We start from the raw sequence: 17358 nt of genomic DNA, 5'->3' as shown, positions 1-17358 counted from the left end.
AAGCAGGTGAACAGATGAACCTTCTTTTCCTTGGCACAGGAGCTGGGGTTCCGGCAAAATTGCGGAACGTATCTGCACTGGCCTTAATGCTTTTGGAAGAAAGAAATGCAGTTTGGTTATTTGATTGCGGCGAGGCTACGCAGCACCAAATCCTGCATACATCGTTAAAACCAAGAAAAATAGAAAAAATCTTCATTACCCACCTTCATGGTGACCATATTTTTGGCTTGCCGGGATTATTGGGAAGCCGCTCTTTTCAGGGCGGGACATCAGAACTTACTGTTTATGGTCCGAAGGGGATTCAGGAATTTCTCGAGGTTTCGCTCAAAGTGAGCGGAACACATTTGAAATACCCACTTACCATCATAGAGTTCACTGATGGCACGATTTTCGAAGATTCTCAGTTTAAGATCGAGGCTTTACTTTTGGAGCATGCTGTTCCAAGTTTTGGATTTCGGATTACCGAAAAAGACAAACAAGGTCCGCTAGATGCAAAGAAGCTCCTGGAAGCGGGTATAGCACCCGGCCCCATCTATAAGCGGCTGAAAGACGGGGAGACGGTCACACTTGACAATGGAAGGACCGTCAATGGGAGCAACTTTGTCGGACCGCCTCAAAAAGGCCGTGTTCTCGCTATATTGGGAGATACACGCCCTTGTAAAAACGCTATTGAACTTTCGCGAGATGCGGATCTGCTTGTTCATGAATCCACTTTTTCAGGAGAAAATGAAGAAATGGCAAACGAATACTTTCACTCTACTACGCTGCAAGCGGCTGCTATTGCCCGTGAGGCAAATGTCCGGCTGCTTTGCCTGACCCATATTAGCTCCAGATATATGAAGGAGGACTGGGCTCGGCTGGAGAAAGAAGCGCAGTCAATCTTCCATGAAACAAAAGTAGTTTCCGATTTTGCAAATGTAGCCATACCTCCTGAATGAAGGTATGGCTATTTTTAAATGAAAATCATTCAGTCGCTAAACTCGGGCTCCAGCGACTAGCAAATTTCCTGCTCCTTCCTACGATAAGTCAACATCGCTCCGCGTGTTTCCTTTATCTCGTCAGAAGCGCTCCAGTCTGTACGTCGATGAACAGGCGCTTCCGCTTTTCTTATCCCCATCCCAGTTTATATCGCACAGGCGGCTGAAGTTCGTAACCAAGTTCTTCAGCTGCGGTTCTTGGCCAGTATGGATCTTTTAAAAGGGCGCGTGCAAGGAAGATCAGGTCGGCACGGTTATTTTGCAGTATTTCTTCTGCTTGGATTCCCGTGGTAATCAAACCGACAGCACCGGTTGGGATATCTGCTTCATGTTTGATTTTCTCGGCAAATGGGATCTGATAACCGGGATATGCTGAAATTTTTGCCGGGGCGATAGCTCCCGAGCTGACATCAATCAAATGGACTCCATCTTCTTTCATCCATTTTGCTATTGTTACATAATGGGACGGGGTTAAGCCGGCTTCAAGATAGTCATTGGCTGAGACTCGGACAAAGAGCGGGCCGTCCCATGCGGCTTTCACTTCTATGATAATTTCTTTTAAAAAGCGATAACGGTTTTCCATGGTCCCGCCATATTCGTCCGTCCGATGATTAGTAATAGGGGAGAGGAATTCATTGATCAGATAGCCATGAGCCCCGTGAATTTCAATGATGTCAAAAGCGGCTTGTTTGGCCCGTTCGGCAGCCTTTCCAAACGCTTTCACCGTTTTCTTTATATCAGTGATGCTCATTTCTTTTGGTGTTTTCATTCTTTCATTGAAGGGGAGTGCGGAAGGGGCCAGGATTTCGCCTTCAACCTCAGCTTTTCTGCCAGCATGAGCGATTTGGATACCGACTTTCGCTCCCTGTGCTTTGATCATGCTTACAAGCTTTGTCAATCCTTCTACATGCTCATCGCTCCAAATACCCAAATCCTTTGGGCTGATCCTTCCTTGGGGAGTGACTGCAGTCGCTTCCAGGATAATCAAACCAACCTGTCCGACGGCACGGCTCGTATAGTGGATATAATGCCAATCATTGACCATGCCGTCTCTATTATGGCTGGAGTACATGCACATAGGAGACATAACAATGCGATTTTTCAAAATTACATTGTTTATTTCATACGGTTCAAATAGTTTTACTGCCATTCAGTAAAAAGCCCCTTTCGTTATTTGTCTTATTATTATAACAAGAAGGGGAACAAGAAACCCAATAGCCGGCTTCAGACAAGGTGTTTCGATTCGTGAATTTGACCCAATCGTTTTGATTGCTCCGCTGCTGCTTTGATGCATTGGATAAAGGCTTCTTCCACTTTATTTTGTTGGAGCACTTTGATGCCGGCCTCTGTTGTGCCACCTGGACTGGTTACCGCCTTGCGCAGCTCGGCAGCATCGCAATCCGAGGAACTCAGCATTTCTGCGGCCCCGGCCAATGTTTGGAGAATAAGCTGTTTTGCCATTGTTGAATCAAGGCCGATTTCCCAGGCGGATTTCTCCATGGCTTCTACCACATAATAAATGTAAGCAGGTCCGCTCCCGGAAAGGGCAGTTATGGCATCGAGTTTGTTTTCTTCGACAACAGCCGTTATTCCGATAGATGAAAATACTGTAGCCACAAGCTCCTTTTGATTATCAGTTACAAGCTGATTGAATGAAACAGCTGTAGCTGATTTTCCTACGCTTGCGGAAGTATTCGGCATAGCTCTTGCAACAGCACATTCAGCTTTCAATTTTTCTTCTATAAAGGCCATAGATATTCCAGCCATGACTGATATGAAAAAAGTATCTTCTTGGATGTATGGTTGGATTCTTTGAAGGGCGGACTCCGCATCCTTTGGCTTTACAGCAAAAATGACCATGTCAGCCCCTTTGAATAGTCCTTCCATATCATATGTCGGCCGGATTCCGTAACGGCGTTCCAACTGTTCTAATTTTTCTCGGTCCTTACGGTTCGTGACAAAGACGTCTTCACCTCGACAAATATTTTTTTCAATTAAACCGGCAATAATAGCCTCTGCCATAGATCCGGCTCCTATGAATGAAATTTTCATGTGTTTTTTTCCCTCCATTTGAAAATGCGCAAACGCCTGTTCATCTCAATAAAGCCCTAAGAAGCGATTTTTCAGCTACCAAAGGGGCTGAAATTAATACCTCTAACTTATGTTCTCTAAATTAAAAACAAAAAACCCTTTCATCCGTCAAAGGACGAAAGGGTTGACTTTCGCGGTACCACCTTTATTAACTGCCAATGGTGACAGTTATCTCAAAACCCTGTAACGAAGGGGGACGGTCAGTTTTGGCTGACAGCTCACTTGGGCAGGTTCGATAAAATAGTGGATGATGGAGCCTTCCAGCCGCTGGACTCCAATCTCTTTCATCATTGCTTATCTACTAATCCCGATCATCGCTTATTTCAACTTAATTTTATATATGATTATGCTGACAGAATGAAAAATTGTCAAGGGGTACTGAAGCACAATTCTCTATTCCTATCCAAATATAATGACATTATAGGAAAAAATAGATAAACTATACATACTTAAGTTATTCATTCTTTTTTAAAAATAATGAAGTTGAGGGGTATGTATGGGCGAAAAAATTAACAAGCTGGTTTTACCAACACCATTTGCAGTTGGAGACGTTAATGTTTATCTTATCAAAGGGGACTCTCTGACTTTGATTGATGCAGGTGTCAAAACCGAAGAAGCGTGGGAATCATTTAAGAAGCAACTCAAAGAAATAGGTTATGAGCCAAAAGATATTGAACAGGTAGTATTAACGCACCACCATCCAGACCATGTCGGGCTGCTTGAATGGCTGCCGGAAGATATTCCCGTATACGGTCATCCGTACGTTCGACCATGGATTGAAAAAGACAATGATTTTTTAAAATCCTATGATCTCTTTTACAGTCGGCTGTTTACCGAATTTGGAATAGAGGGAGATGCTGAGAAGATGCTCTTAGCTTTGAAATCACCTCTACGATATTCGGCGGAACGTGCTTTGACTTATGAAGTTGAAGAAGGGGATGCTATCCCAGGATTTGAAAATTGGACTTTATTTGAGACACCGGGACATGCACAAAGTCATTTAGTTTTTTACCGTGAGGAGGATGAAACGTTGATTGCGGGGGATCATATTTTGGCAACGATTTCTTCCAATCCGCTGCTTGAACCGCCTCTTGACCATTTGAAAGAGCGTCCAAAGCCGCAGCTTCAATATAATGAGTCTCTTCGGAAAATGTTGGATGTGGGGATTCGTAAAGCCTTTACAGGTCACGGCCCTGAAGTGAAAAAGACGCATGAACTGATTGAACGCCGGCTTTCCAGACAGCACGACCGAGCCATGCAAGTGGCGGAGATTCTGAAGGAGAAGCCGCTCACAACCTTTGAACTGACGAAAATCCTATTTCCTGCTGTCTATGAAAAACAACTTGGCTTAACATTATCTGAGACGACAGCACAGCTTGACTATCTTATCTCAAACGAAGCAATTACGAAGCGAATAAACGATGATGGTACGGCTTATTTTTCTGCCTAATGGAGAATAAAACAATGAGAGAAAATGTACGCTTAAAGGGGAAAACGGTTGCGATTACTGGATCTTCAGGCGGTCTGGGAGAACAGATTGCTTATCGATGCGCAGCAAGTGGTGCCAATCTTGTACTGCTTGCTCGCAATCTAAAAAAGTTGAAACAGATAGCTGAAAATATCCACGAAAAGTACGGCGTAGACTGTTTGTCCTTAAGACTGGATCTTTCCAGGCATGAGAATATCCCCGCAGTGTTCCAAAATATTTTTGAACAAGTTGGTCACATTGATGTTTTGGTCAACAATGCAGGATACGGAATCTTTGCGGAGGCAACAGACGTGACACCGGCGGATGTAGAGGGAATGTTTGCTGTTAATGTTGTGGGCATGATAGTCTGCACGAAAGAAGTGATTCCTTCCATGAGAAGAAGGAAAAGCGGGCATATCATTAATATTTCTTCTCAGGCAGGTAAGCTGGCCACTCCGAAATCTAGTGTTTATTCGGCAACGAAGCATGCGGTTTTGGGCTACACAAACAGCTTGCGGATGGAGCTGGCTGGAGATGGTGTGTTTGTGACCGCTGTTAATCCGGGACCCATGGCCTCGAACTTTTTTGAACTCGCAGATCCGAGTGGAAACTATGTAAAGAATTTGGGTAGGCATATACTTTCCACTGAAAAGGTGTCTGAACAGGTTGTGGATGTGATGTTCAAGCAACGCAGGGAGATCAATTTACCGGGTTGGATGAACGCAGGAAGCATCCTGTACACTTTATTTCCAGGTCTTGTTGAACGCCTTGGAAAAAAAGCATTTTTCAAAAAGTAATTCGGCGCTCTGCGTACCTGTAATGCTAGTTACAGAAACCAGTTGCAAGCGATATTGGGCGGGAGGTTCCAAGTTGTGAAGGCACGCAATCCTAAAAAAATGAGCAGGAAAACTTGGTCCGGGAATCCAAATTGAGTTAGTCAAAAAGGTTCTGTACTAAAGTCCACATGAAAGAGGCATAATACTTCCGTCGCCTACTGCTTTGAGACATCAAGCCATATCTCAGTTATTGTAGGCATATTGTATTTGGTGAAAAAATATGTTATAAAAAAGGTAAGAACTACTCAAGGTAAAAAGAGACCGCAAGTGCTACCAACACTTACGGTCTTGTACAATAGTCGCCCTTATCTAAGGACGGCTGGCTCAGATTGTTCAACGAAATAGACCAATCCCTAAAACTGTTCAGGTCTCAAGGGAGGTCTATTTCTTTTTTTCTTGCGACAGTAAGGCGATTAATGCGCCAAAAGCTATCATGAGTGATAAAGCTTCAAATACCGTCATAAGCATCACCCCCTTTCATCGGGGATGAGCCAGGCCGCCCTTGAGAGAGCCATTCTATTGTATGAGGAAAATTATAGCATAATAAGCTTTCTATAGAGAGGTTAATTTTGATCTTTTGTTCAGCAAAGCCAAGCGCTTTCGCCTGCAAATAATGTTAAACAGGTCAAATTAGCTTAACCACTAATTGGTTTCGACATTTATAATTCTCTTGAAGGGAATAGTAAGAGTCTCTTCATTGAGAGCCATTTTTAACCAACCTTCATGTATCTCTACTTTTTGAATCCAGCCAAAAAAGTGTGCAGGCCCATGCTTTGTTGCATAAGTAATCGTAATAGCCTGCCTTGTTTCAATTGATTTAACGATTACACGATCGATTTCTTGGAGCTGATCGTTGTCTAATATAGCAGGGATAAACTCTTGCTGTTTTCGCCTTTCCTCCAATAACTGCTCTCGATGTTCAGGCAGCATCATTCTACTTGATTCCCAACGTAAATTGTAACCGGGAGTGAGTTTATTGATTCTCATTTATAATGACCTCCAATTTTGCGCGCTCTCTCATGAGCTTGCCCGGCACTTGTGATAGATGAGGCTCTATATATAGCAGTACGTCCATATTTATCCCAGATGCTATCTAGCGCTGTATTCAACTGCTCTCGATGAAGGTAGTTGTCAAATAAATCGATCTGATATTGATGAGCCGGCTGAAGATGAGACAGAGACACTCCTAAGCTTCGGATGGGTTGGCAATCCCAATGTTTTATAAATAATTTGTATGCCGCATGAAAAATGTCCAGATCGTAATTGGTTGGAACTGACAGCGTCACTTGTCGATTAAATCCAGTAGGGCAGTCAAAGTCCGCACCCCTGACGTTACATGATACGGTTACACCCATATACCCTTTTTTTCGAGATCTTCGAGCGACCTCGGTACATAGCTCAAGAAGTACTATTTTTATGTCCTCTATTTTCGTGTAGTCTCTGGGCAAAGTCATATGATGGCCAACTGCTTTTTGTTGATTATGCGTCTTGACAGTGACGGGAGAATAGTCGATCCCATTTGCTGTCTGCCATAAAACCTCTCCATTAATGCCCCATCTTTTCTTCAGTAATTCAACCGGAAATTTAGCTAGTCCTCCAATTGTAGAAATCCCCATTCCTCGCAAGTGTTTCCCCATTTTTCTACCTACACCAAGTGTCTTTTCAATTGGTAATTCCCATAGTTGATCGATATTATTTTGATCTAATCGAAAAATGCCAGTCTTATTTGTCTTGGCAAAATTATCGCATGCCATTTTGGCCAGCACTTTATTGGGACCGATGCCAATTCTTGAGTAGACGCCTATATCATTTAATATTTTCATTTGCAATTTTTTTGCCATCTCAAACTGCTGGCCAAATATTTTTTGGCTACCTGTGACATCCATAAACTGTTCGTCTATTGAATATGGTTCGATTAAATCAGTGAATTCTTCCATAATTTGGCTGATTTGAATAGATACATTAATGTATATCTGCATATGAGGACGGACCACTTCTACATGAGGACACTTTAGCTTTGCAGATCCTAAAGTCTCGGCAGTAGTAATGCCAAACTTTTTGGCTAATGGACATGCAGCTAAAACAATTCCGCTTCTGCGTTCTGGATCTCCTGCGACAATTACAGGTTTATCCTTTAATGAGTGGTTACGAACTTTTTCAACTGATGCGTAGAATGACTGGATGTCTGTAAGGAAAATCACTTTATTCTTCATTCAGTTATCTCCCACCTTTAAAACAGAACATATATTCGTATCTATATTATATGGGAATATATGTTCGTTTAATACTGGGAATTAATGTATTTTATTTATAAGATGAGAAGCTAAGAGTTCAATAAATCAAAAAATTTGCTTAAAAGGGAAGTTCAATGGATATTAGACTATAGAAGCAAATATTTAGCGCTTGAATTTTAGGAGGGGATATTTTTTATGGAAATCAAGTTGCTGATGTTACAAAGTGCTCAATTAGAAACAATGAAAGAATTTTATGTGGAATGCTTAGGCTTTGCTCTTTGTGGTGAAAGTCCAAATTCTTTTCAAATCCAAGTAGGAACAAGTATTTTAGAATTTACCGATGAAAATGTGTCAGGGGCTCCTTATTATCATTTTGCTTTCAATATTCCATCCAATCAATTTCAAGAAGCAAAGGCTTGGTTGAAAGGAAAAACAACGCTGTTATTAGAGGATGGGGAAGATGAGGCAGATTTTTCATTCTGGCCAGCACATGCTTGTTATTTTGAGGATCCATCTGGAAATATTGTTGAACTTATTGCACGCTACAAGGAGAACCCGACAAAGGAAGCCCCATTTACGGTCAATCATATTCTGAATATCAGTGAAATTGGGTTAGTTGTAATAGATGCGCCTGAGGTCGGCGAACAACTGAAAGCAATCAACATTTTGGAAAGTGATAATGAACCAATTACTCGTTCTTCCCTACATTTCATGCAAGAAAACAAAAACGGAGTTTTCATTATTTTAACGAGCGTAGGTAGAAGGTGGTTGTTCTCGGAAAAAAAATCTAACATTTTCCCACTGAAAATAACACTTGATAATCATTTTGTTTTAGGTGTAAATGAACAAAATGAATTTTTTATAAATAACCCGGATTCATAAAGCTACGGCATGTCAGAGAACCAACTCCATGAATAATATTTGCGGTTAGCGTTAGGAGAGTATCTTTCTATCGAAATCGTTATGAAGAAATTTCTAAAGATGTCTAGTTTTTAGTATTAATTAGATGGAATATGCTATTCAGCAAACGAGGGGAACGGGCTTAGTGCCCGTTCTTTGCTATTCTCATAAAAAAGCGGTCTCTAATGGTGGAGAAGATGCCTGTCAAGCTGTGGTTTTCACTAATAGCGATCCAAAAAGAGCTCCATTCAGTTGCCAGACACAATTTGTCATTTTGATAATTTGCAAAAAAGGTTCCAGATCATGAACCAATGGGCGTGTTTTACTGAACAGCATCGAACTTATTTGATTAGCGATAATGGCAGGAATTTGTATAAAATTGCGTTCCTCTTATTTATTTTTTTCCTCCAGTAAACCTCCTTAGAGTGCATTTAATTATTAGATTTTTTGCAAAAGTGAAAAGTGTATTGCGAAATTGAATGGTTATCCTTGATGACAGAATCTGTCATTTCATATCACATATTCGCCTTTTAGCAGATAAGCAAAAGGTTTCTGTCGCTTTTTATAAAAATTAGGCCTAAATTCATATGTTGGTATGATTATTGCGATATGTTCTTCATCAAGGTGGTCAAGTATCCCCTTTGATGTAAGCGATTACCATTCGCTGAGAAAGGAGGGAAGGTGTCTGGGAAAAAGGAATCAAACTATTTTTTAGGAAAAATTACATGAGTAAAAAAATAAGAGGGGGAAACAGTGTGGCGGAAGTAATTAAAAATGATGGAAAGATCATAGAGAAGCAAGAGAAAAAAGAGGATTACGCATTAGAGCGAGTACCTGAACATTACCGGATGAACTGGTGGAGCATCACGAATGTGACGCTGGGTGTGGCTACAGCAATGCTATTTATGCAAATGGGGAGTCTGATGACAGTGAGCTTTGGATCGGTGAACGCTCTGCTCGCTGAAGTTTATGCCACCATCGTTGCAGGTGTTTTGGGGATTGGAATCGCCTACATTGCGGGTAAATCGGGACTGAATGTGAACTTAATGGCCAGAGGGGGAGGCTTCGGCTATATTGGAGCGTCCATCACATCTCTTATTTACGCTTTGAACTTCATTATGTATTGTGCCATCGAAGGGGCTATCATGGCTTATGCTGTTCATGAATATATTCCAGGTATTCCTGTTTGGGCTCTAATGATATTTTTCGGATTGGCTGTTGTTCCTTTCAACTGGTTTGGGGTGAAACAGCTTGATAAGCTGCAAAAGTGGACATTGCCGATATTTGTTATTTTGATGGGGGCTGGGATTGTTGTTGCTGCAAGAATTGAGCCTGAATATGTGGGCAGTCTTTGGGGTGTGCTTCCAGAGGGTATGGCAGTAGGAGGATCATCCTTTGTTACTTGTATCGGTATCATGAATGGTCTGGTGGGAATTATCGCATTGCTTATTTCAGATTATGCACGTTTTATTAAACCAAGCCAGTTTAAAATGGGCGTTTTCATGGTAGGTTTCATCCCAGCGCTCGTATGCTTTTTCCTAATGGGGCTAATTGGAATTTGGTTTGGTGCGCGTTTCATGCAGGAAAACCCAGGCATTTATTTTGTACAATTGATTGGAATTTTTGGGGCCTTATTTACAATCCTTACGCAATTGCGAATTAATATTACCAATCTGTACAGTGGTTCACTCTCGTTGGCGAACTTCTTTGAAAATGTTTTCCGATTCAAGCCAGGAAGGAATTTTTGGGTGTTTTTCACAGCCGCAGCAGCAGTTGCCTGCATGCTGGCCGGCGTCATGGATCATCTCGGTCCATTGCTGACATTCCAGGGTGTATTTCTATTTGCTTGGGCAGCGATTGTCATCTGCGATGCATTTGTCGTTAAAAAAATGCTCAAGATCGGTCCGGATTATTTTGAATACCGCCAGGAATATTTATACGCTTGGAATCCGGTAGGTGTTCTTTCGCTGATTATTTCCAGCGTCGTTGGAACAATTGCTGCATTTGGATTGATGGGCAGCTTTTTGGAAGGGTTTGCAGCCTTCTTCGCAGGAATATTGGCGTTCGTATTAACGATTATATTGGCAGTTGCGACCCAAGGAAAATATTATATTAAAAAAGAAGCAGCAAAAGATATGTCAAAAGCGAATTAAATAGAAAGACATGTAAACGCGGAGATAATTTATCTCCGCGTTTTTTGTTCGAATGAAAGTTCAATATGTCTAGGTGCGACGTATAGGACGTCGCGCTTTGAGGCTGTCGACGAACAGGAAGAAGCAGTTGTCACCGAATCCATAGGATGTGGCAGTTATAAGGAAGTTTTTTACGATGTAGAGCTTTGCTGTGGCAGATTAGGAACACCCTCATCAAAATTCGCATTCTTATCCGTTCTATCTCCGAAATCTTGCCTTTAAAATCCTTCTTTATTTTTTTGGGAAAAGTGTAAGGTAATTCACCTATAATCGTCTAATATGTAAAGGAGAGGAGGGACAGTGTGAGGGAATATTCGATTGAAGACTGGTTTGAAAAATATGAAAAAGATATTACAAGTTACCTTATTTACTATACAGGATTTACAGATGTGGAGGACCTAGTTCAGGATACCTTTTTAATCGCAATGAATAAATTACCCAAATTTAAAGGAAACTCCCATCCAAAAACCTGGTTGATAGCCATTGCTAGAAATCTTGTAATCGACCGTTATAGAAGAAAAAAAGTATGGCAGAGAATCAAGCACTATTTCATCACGGATCGGGAGCAATCCCCTGGATCGGAGGACATCGTCATCCAAAACCTGGAACAGCAGCAATTATATGATGCCATTGATAGACTCTCATCCCAGCAAAAAGAGGTGGTCATATTGCGGGGGATTTTGGAACTGTCCTCTAATGATACTGGTGAAATTTTAAAGTGTAGCCCAAACAATGTTAATGTTACTTATCACCGTGCATTGAAAAAATTGAAGGAATTTTTAAATGAGGAGGGATTTGATCTTGAGGGAAACGGAGCGAATCAAAGAAAGTCTAAAGAGCCTTCCTAAATATTCATTATCGAAAGAGCAGCGGCAAAATATATTATCGAAACTGCAACAAAATAGGACTCATCAAGGTAACAGATTTAAGCCGGCTGCAGCGATCCTCTTTCTTTCGGTTATTTTATTGATACTTGTTTTTTCACTACTTGAAGGGGGGATAGGCCGCGAAATTGCTCAAGAGGAAAGTCAATCTCTTCAAATGAAAACCTCGATGGAGGACAAGGCTGAGAGTTATACGGAGCTTGAAAGTGTGTCGCAAGGGCAGTCATTTATTCTCCCGGATACGAAGCAGGAGGTTTTTGGATTGGAAGGAAGGGTCGGAATTTTAAATCCCTTTGACTACTTCGTTGCGGAAGATCCGAGAAGGGTTGCCAAGCTGATGATTTTCTTTTGGGGAAATCCTGAGAAGCTAGCCGGGAAAGAATACGAAATAGAAGCGGCAAATCATAACGAAAGCCTGTTATTGTCAAAAGGGGTTTTATCGCAGCAAGGGCTTAATGGAGATGATGCCCATATATTGACATCATTTACTCCTTTTCCCGAGGAAGGGCTATGGCAGCTCTCGTTCTACGTGGACGGTCAATTATTCGATAAGTTTTCATTGAAAGTTTTGCCCCCATTCCCTAAATCTGAGCACTATACACTTGAAAAATCTCCAAAAGAAATGGAAATTGGTAATAAAACAAATATAACGATAGAAAGTTCGGGGAAAGATAAAGAGAAAATTGATGTACAATTAATAAACGAGAATGGAAAATCGGTATCGGAGCATATATTTGTGCAAGAGACTAAACAGATTGATGCTTCAACAAACAGTTCTATTTATATATACGGCGGGAAATTATCTTTTCCGGAAAAAGGGATTTGGAAGTTAAAAATTGATGGAGAAGAAACAGGAAGTTTTGAAAACTGAAACGAGAAGTCCGTTGTACCCCCGGATTAAATGCTTTGTGGGTGATTATTTTTCTTGAACTGACACCTAATTATATGATTTTAAACTAGCTTTTTATTTTGAAAGCTCTTTAAAATCAATAGAAAGGATGAAAGAAAAGTTGATAAACATAACTCTTACTCCAATAGCAACTGAGCAAATTAAAAAAAAGCTTGCAGGCAGGGAGTTGGATGTGAAGCTGATGTATGAGATCGAAGGTTGCTCTCTCAGTGGCATTCCCACTCTCAGGCTCGCAGACAAGCAGGAGAGGGGAAGCGATGAGATATTGGTAATGACGAACGAAATGCCAATTTGGCTGGAACAATCTAAACTTTTATTTTTGGATGAACAACTGGAAATTGATTTTTCCGAACAGAGTCATGCCTTTCAATTATCTAGTCCAAACGAAATCCTCAACGGAAGAATGAGCCTGCTTGATTAGTTGGATTTTCTGGCTAATTGGTAATAGCCAGTATTGATTGGCCTTGAGACTGCGGGAGCAATTAGGTCAATTGCTTCTGTCAGTTTCTCAAGGTTGATACCAGTATCGATTCCCATGCGTTGCAGCATATAGACGACGTCCTCCGTTGCCACATTTCCGGTCGCTCCAGGAGCAAAAGGACAGCCGCCAAGTCCGCCAGCAGACGTGTCAAAGCGGTCGATACCAGCTTGCAGTGCAGCATATATATTGGCCAAGGCTGTTTTTCTAGTGTCGTGGAAATGCGCGGCAATCATTAATTTAGGTAGTTCCTGTTTAATCTTTGAAAAAAGTGAAAATGATTCAGTCGGTACAGCCATGCCGATCGTATCCGCCACACTCAGCTCATCAACCCCCGCTTCAGCAAATTCCTGGCAGAGTGATAAGGTATCAGCTTCCTCTATTTTTCCCTCATAAGGGCAATAAAAGGCGGTAGAGATACAAGCCCTCACGAAATAGTTCTTCTTTTTCAATTCGGATATGATGGGTTTTAATTCTTCCATGCTTTCTTTTGTTGGCTTATTGATATTTTTCGTGTTAAACGTATTGCTAACACCAACAAAAACTGCAACAGCATTGATGGAAGTGTCCATTACCCGGTCCACGCCGCGTCGATTTGGTGCAAGGACAATACTTTTGACCCCGGCAGGCACTGCTTGAACAATTTCTGCCGCATCACGCATTTGAGGGACCCATTTAGGAGAAACAAAAGAAGTAACTTCCATCTCTTTGATTCCTGCCTCCACCAGCTGTCGGATAAATTTTTTCTTTACTTCGGTTTCCACGAAACTTTGTTCGTTCTGGAGACCATCCCGCGGTCCGACTTCAATGATGGTCACTTTTGCCGGTAAGTTCAATGAAAAAACCTCCTTAGATAAAAAACCGGACAGTAAAGTCCGGTTTTTCGTAGTTGAGTAAGAAGTATAAAATTAAATGAAATATTTAACTCGCAGTATCTGTCTAGCCGCAACATAACGAAGCGACAGAGTGCCGCAATCTGAGGCGGCTAGGCGCGTCGGCGCAAGGATCAAGTTTAATTCCTGCGGTGGCAGAGGAACCCTCTTACTCAAAATTCACCCTGTGCTTTTCTTATTGTTGAATATATTATGCAGGATGCAGATTTATGAAGGGGATGCCCATCATAAATCTGCATCAGCTTATTTTAAATTAAGCAGCTTTTGTTTCAATTCGTTTTCCATTGTGACAAGCTCCTGCTCGGCTTGAGCACGTTTTGTTCGTCCTTCCTCCTGGATCTTGATTGTTTCTTCCAGTGTGGAGATTAGATTGGCTTGGGTTTTCTTCAATGTCTCAATATCGACAAGCCCGCGCTCGTTTTCTCGGGCAGATTCCAATGTATTGGATTTCAGCATTTCAGCATTTTTAAGAAGCAGATCGTTTGTTGTTTTCGATACCTGCTTCTGCGCTTCAACAGCTTGCCGCTGGCGTAAAAGGGAAAGAGCAATCGCAATTTGATTTTTCCAAAGAGGTATGGATGTTACAATTGATGTCTGAATTTTTTCTGCCAAAGCCTGGTTTGTATTTTGGATCATCCGAATTTGTGGAGCACTTTGAATCGTGATTTGTCGGCTTAATTTGAGGTCGTATAACCTTTTTTCGAGCCGGTCGGCAAATTGGACCATATCATTTACATCCTGAAATGCCATTTGATCTCCTGATGCTTCTGCTTTTTTCTTCAGATCAGGAACAGTCTCTGTCCGAATCTCCTCAAGCTTCAGCTCGCCTGCTGCGATAAAAATATTCAAAGCATGGAAATATTCCTTGTTTTTCTCATATAATTGCTCAAGCATCTGTATATCTGAAATGAGCACATCTTTTGACTGATTTAGCTTGATGCTGATTCGGTCGATTTGAGCGCCGGTTTTTTGGTACTTGGACATCGCTTCCTGAATGGAGTTCGATATTTTGCCAAACATTTTAGAGAAAAAATTCTTTTTTTCAGGAGACAGTTCTTCAGGATTGACGGATTGCAGCTTTCCCATCAACTCATTTAAAACATCGCCAATCGGTCCGATATCTTTATTTTGAACATGATCCAGCATGGAGCTTGAAAAATTAAGCAGCTGCGACTGTGCTTGTGTACCGTATGAGATGATTGCCTGATGGTTGGATGGATCAATTTGCTTGGCAAGATCCAATGCTCGTTTTTTACTCTCCTCTGGCAAGGCATCTACAAGTTTAACGGGCTTGGGGGCGACTGTCTCCGTTTGTGGTTGTAAAGAGAGCTCCTGCTCTCCAAACGGATTGGCAAGTAAATCATCCAACCCATCTGTAAATTCGTCTTTTAATACTTTTTCGTTCATCGGTTCACTCATTTTTTAGTACTCCTTTCGTCATCAAGGGGGTGATACTCCAGTTTTTTCAGCGAGTGCTTTGCAACATCCAATTCGAATTGCAATTCATCCACGTCTGAAGACAGTACGTGGTAAATGTCTTTTTTGATGGATTCATTCAAATCCTCGAGAGTGCTTTGAGTTTCTTTCAGTGAGAGATAGATTTGATCATTTTTCACTGGCTGGGCAGCAAGCCGAGCGTACCGGTCAGAGATTTCCACTACTGAGTCCAGATGGTAGAAGAAGAAGCGCTCTGACTGATAAAACCTCCGCGGGTCTTTATGAACAATGGAGTACATCCTTTTCGCCAGTCTGTTTAGTTCATACAGCTGTTTGAAGGCTCCCATCGTCCTGACCGAAAAAAATGATTTTTGCAGGCGAGCTATTTTTCTTTTGGCTTCCAACAAGTTTTTTTGAATATAAGCATATTCTTTTCGGGTCAGTCGGTTTTTCTTTAAAAAACGGTAGTCCGAGATGAGCTTGACCCCGTAGAATGTCACAAAACCGGCAAGGACCGAGATGCCCGATGAGGCAAGGAAGCTCATATCAAAGCCTAAGAACAAAATAAGCCATATAAGAACTGCTTCAGCAGTAGTAAACATTCCGAGAAAAAAAGAAAACAACGATTTCAAGCTGCATCCACTCCTGTCCAAACTTGCTTTTATCTTATATACGGTTATCGCCAGTAGAAGTTTCAATATCTTCATTATCATTATAAGGAATTCAAAGATTTATTGAAAGGCAAAGAATGTTGCTTTTCATCCATTCCTCTGTTAAAAAGAGGATTTCTGTAACTTTTACCGAAAGGTTACAGTAGGTATTATTCAAAGGAGGCTAAAAAGAATGAGTCAGCAGGAAGTGGTGATTGTTAGTGCAGTTCGGACAGCTATCGGAAGTTTTCTAGGAACATTAAAGAATACGTCAGCTCCTGATTTGGGAGCAGCAGCTATCAAAGAGGTATTAAATAGGGCAGGGGTCGAACCAGATGCTGTAGATGAGGTCATAATGGGGAATGTTCTCCAAGCCGGGCTTGGACAAAACCCTGCACGGCAAGCGGCGATGAAGGCTGGGATTCCTGAAAGCGTTTCCTCTGTGACCATTAATAAAGTGTGTGGATCTGGTTTAAAGGCCGTTCATATGGCAACACAGGCTATTTTGGCTGGTGATGCGGAAATAGTTGTTGCGGGAGGGATGGAAAGTATGTCCCAAGCACCGTACCTTTTGAATAATGGCAGGGAAGGATTCAAAATGGGCGACCAAAATCTGGTTGACAGCATGACAAGTGACGGCCTAACCTGCGTTTTTAATAATTATCATATGGGTGTCACGGCTGAAAATTTATGTGAGCAATACCATATTAGTCGAGAAGAGCAGGATGAATTTGCGGCATGGAGTCAGGAGAAAGCTGTGAAGGCGATTGAGGAAGGCAGGTTCAAAGAGGAAATTGTACCGTTTGAAATCCCGCAGAGAAAAGGCGAACCGATTGTTTTTCATACAGACGAATATCCACGCAAGGGTACGACTGCTGCAAAGCTTGCAGCTCTAAGGCCCGCTTTTAACAAGGAAGGGAGCGTCACAGCTGGTAATTCCTCCGGTATTAACGACGGAGCGGCGGCCGTTTTGGTTATATCAAGAAAAAAAGCGGATGAACTGGGCATCAAACCACTCGCTCTTATTAGCGCTAATGCAAATGCGGGGGTCAACCCAAGCTTTATGGGAATCGGTCCTGTGCCTGCTGTGAAAAAAGCGCTGCAAAAGGCCGGTATTTCAATGGAGGATATAGGACTTATTGAAGCAAATGAAGCATTTGCGGCCCAATCGCTTGCGGTGGACAGAGAGCTGGATTTTGATAAGTCCATCTTGAATGTTAACGGAGGAGCGATTGCACTTGGACATCCGATCGGGGCCAGTGGAGCGAGAATTTTAGTCACACTTCTATATGAGATGAGAAGGAGAGGAACAAAACGGGGACTTGCTACTCTTTGCATTGGCGGCGGCCAAGGAGTGGCAACGATTGTTGAACTGGCAGAACAATAATTCAAAAGGAGGTTGGGTCGG

The 17358-nt window shown here is 41.8% G+C and carries 17 protein-coding genes; 9 read left to right on the top strand and 8 right to left on the bottom strand.

What is annotated here, in order from left to right:
* Positions 1 to 14: 14 nt before the first annotated feature.
* Entirely contained in the window at positions 15 to 938 is a 924-nt protein-coding gene (gene rnz / locus H9631_RS00230; protein ID WP_191809255.1) for a ribonuclease Z, read from the top strand.
* A 169-nt stretch (positions 939 to 1107) separates the two neighbouring features.
* Here the strand turns inward: rnz and namA are convergent, their stop codons facing one another.
* Positions 1108 to 2127, bottom strand: coding sequence for an NADPH dehydrogenase NamA (gene namA / locus H9631_RS00225; RefSeq protein WP_191809254.1), 1020 nt, complete (start codon positions 2125 to 2127; stop codon positions 1108 to 1110).
* Positions 2128 to 2201: 74 nt separating this feature from the next.
* Positions 2202 to 3047: a pyrroline-5-carboxylate reductase gene (gene proC / locus H9631_RS00220; RefSeq protein WP_191809253.1), complete on the bottom strand. Its 846-nt coding sequence runs from the start codon at positions 3045 to 3047 to the stop codon at positions 2202 to 2204.
* A gap of 517 nt (positions 3048 to 3564) precedes the next feature.
* On the opposite strand from proC, the gene H9631_RS00215 reads away from it, so the two are divergent.
* Complete coding sequence (locus H9631_RS00215) at positions 3565 to 4518, top strand: MBL fold metallo-hydrolase (RefSeq protein ID WP_191809252.1); 954 nt, start codon at positions 3565 to 3567, stop codon at positions 4516 to 4518.
* A gap of 14 nt (positions 4519 to 4532) precedes the next feature.
* A complete protein-coding gene (locus H9631_RS00210) occupies positions 4533 to 5333 on the top strand; it encodes an SDR family NAD(P)-dependent oxidoreductase (RefSeq protein WP_191809251.1) in 801 nt (266 codons plus the stop codon).
* A gap of 420 nt (positions 5334 to 5753) precedes the next feature.
* Here H9631_RS00210 and H9631_RS22750 read toward each other — a convergent pair whose 3' ends face one another.
* From H9631_RS22750 to H9631_RS00200, 3 genes are all read right to left on the bottom strand, one after another.
* A complete protein-coding gene (locus H9631_RS22750; protein ID WP_225220784.1) occupies positions 5754 to 5834 on the bottom strand; it encodes a putative holin-like toxin in 81 nt (26 codons plus the stop codon).
* Between the two features lie 180 nt (positions 5835 to 6014).
* On the bottom strand, positions 6015 to 6359 hold the full coding sequence (locus H9631_RS00205) for a YolD-like family protein (RefSeq protein ID WP_191809250.1): 345 nt from the start codon (positions 6357 to 6359) through the stop codon (positions 6015 to 6017).
* Complete coding sequence (locus H9631_RS00200) at positions 6356 to 7585, bottom strand: DNA polymerase IV (RefSeq protein WP_191809249.1); 1230 nt, start codon at positions 7583 to 7585, stop codon at positions 6356 to 6358. Before H9631_RS00200 ends, H9631_RS00205 begins: the two co-directional genes overlap by 4 nt.
* Before the next feature lie 216 nt (positions 7586 to 7801).
* On the opposite strand from H9631_RS00200, the gene H9631_RS00195 reads away from it, so the two are divergent.
* The 5 genes from H9631_RS00195 to H9631_RS00175 all read left to right on the top strand — a co-directional run bounded on the left by H9631_RS00195 (position 7802) and on the right by H9631_RS00175 (position 12913).
* Complete coding sequence (locus H9631_RS00195; RefSeq protein ID WP_191809248.1) at positions 7802 to 8488, top strand: VOC family protein; 687 nt, start codon at positions 7802 to 7804, stop codon at positions 8486 to 8488.
* A gap of 773 nt (positions 8489 to 9261) precedes the next feature.
* Positions 9262 to 10659, top strand: a complete 1398-nt coding sequence (locus tag H9631_RS00190; protein WP_191809247.1) for a purine-cytosine permease family protein — start codon at positions 9262 to 9264, stop codon at positions 10657 to 10659.
* 341 nt (positions 10660 to 11000) lie between these two features.
* Positions 11001 to 11546, top strand: coding sequence for an RNA polymerase sigma factor (locus H9631_RS00185; protein ID WP_191809246.1), 546 nt, complete (start codon positions 11001 to 11003; stop codon positions 11544 to 11546).
* On the top strand, positions 11500 to 12453 hold the full coding sequence (locus H9631_RS00180; RefSeq protein WP_191809245.1) for a single stranded DNA-binding domain-containing protein: 954 nt from the start codon (positions 11500 to 11502) through the stop codon (positions 12451 to 12453). The genes H9631_RS00185 and H9631_RS00180 overlap by 47 nt, the downstream gene beginning before the upstream one ends.
* 139 nt (positions 12454 to 12592) lie before the next feature.
* Positions 12593 to 12913: an iron-sulfur cluster biosynthesis family protein gene (locus H9631_RS00175; RefSeq protein WP_191809244.1), complete on the top strand. Its 321-nt coding sequence runs from the start codon at positions 12593 to 12595 to the stop codon at positions 12911 to 12913.
* Here H9631_RS00175 and H9631_RS00170 read toward each other — a convergent pair.
* From H9631_RS00170 to H9631_RS00160, 3 genes are all read right to left on the bottom strand, one after another.
* Positions 12910 to 13806, bottom strand: a complete 897-nt coding sequence (locus H9631_RS00170) for a hydroxymethylglutaryl-CoA lyase (RefSeq protein WP_191809243.1) — start codon at positions 13804 to 13806, stop codon at positions 12910 to 12912. The two genes, H9631_RS00175 and H9631_RS00170, sit on opposite strands and share 4 nt — an antisense overlap.
* Positions 13807 to 14106: 300 nt before the next feature.
* Positions 14107 to 15282: a toxic anion resistance protein gene (locus H9631_RS00165; protein ID WP_191809242.1), complete on the bottom strand. Its 1176-nt coding sequence runs from the start codon at positions 15280 to 15282 to the stop codon at positions 14107 to 14109.
* The gene (locus tag H9631_RS00160) at positions 15279 to 15932 is read right to left on the bottom strand and encodes a 5-bromo-4-chloroindolyl phosphate hydrolysis family protein (protein ID WP_191809241.1); all 654 of its coding nucleotides are present in this window, start codon (positions 15930 to 15932) and stop codon (positions 15279 to 15281) included. The genes H9631_RS00165 and H9631_RS00160 overlap by 4 nt, the downstream gene beginning before the upstream one ends.
* Positions 15933 to 16143: 211 nt before the next feature.
* On the opposite strand from H9631_RS00160, the gene H9631_RS00155 reads away from it, so the two are divergent.
* The gene (locus H9631_RS00155) at positions 16144 to 17337 is read left to right on the top strand and encodes an acetyl-CoA C-acetyltransferase (protein ID WP_191809240.1); all 1194 of its coding nucleotides are present in this window, start codon (positions 16144 to 16146) and stop codon (positions 17335 to 17337) included.
* The last annotated feature ends 21 nt before the right edge of the window (positions 17338 to 17358 follow it).

The organism is Bacillus norwichensis, from assembly GCF_014836955.1.
In the GTDB taxonomy this organism is placed as follows: Bacteria; Bacillota; Bacilli; order Bacillales; family Bacillaceae_C; genus Siminovitchia; species Siminovitchia norwichensis.
The sequence above is the reverse complement of the archived record's forward strand: the minus strand, read 5'-3'. Positions and strand labels throughout refer to the sequence as shown.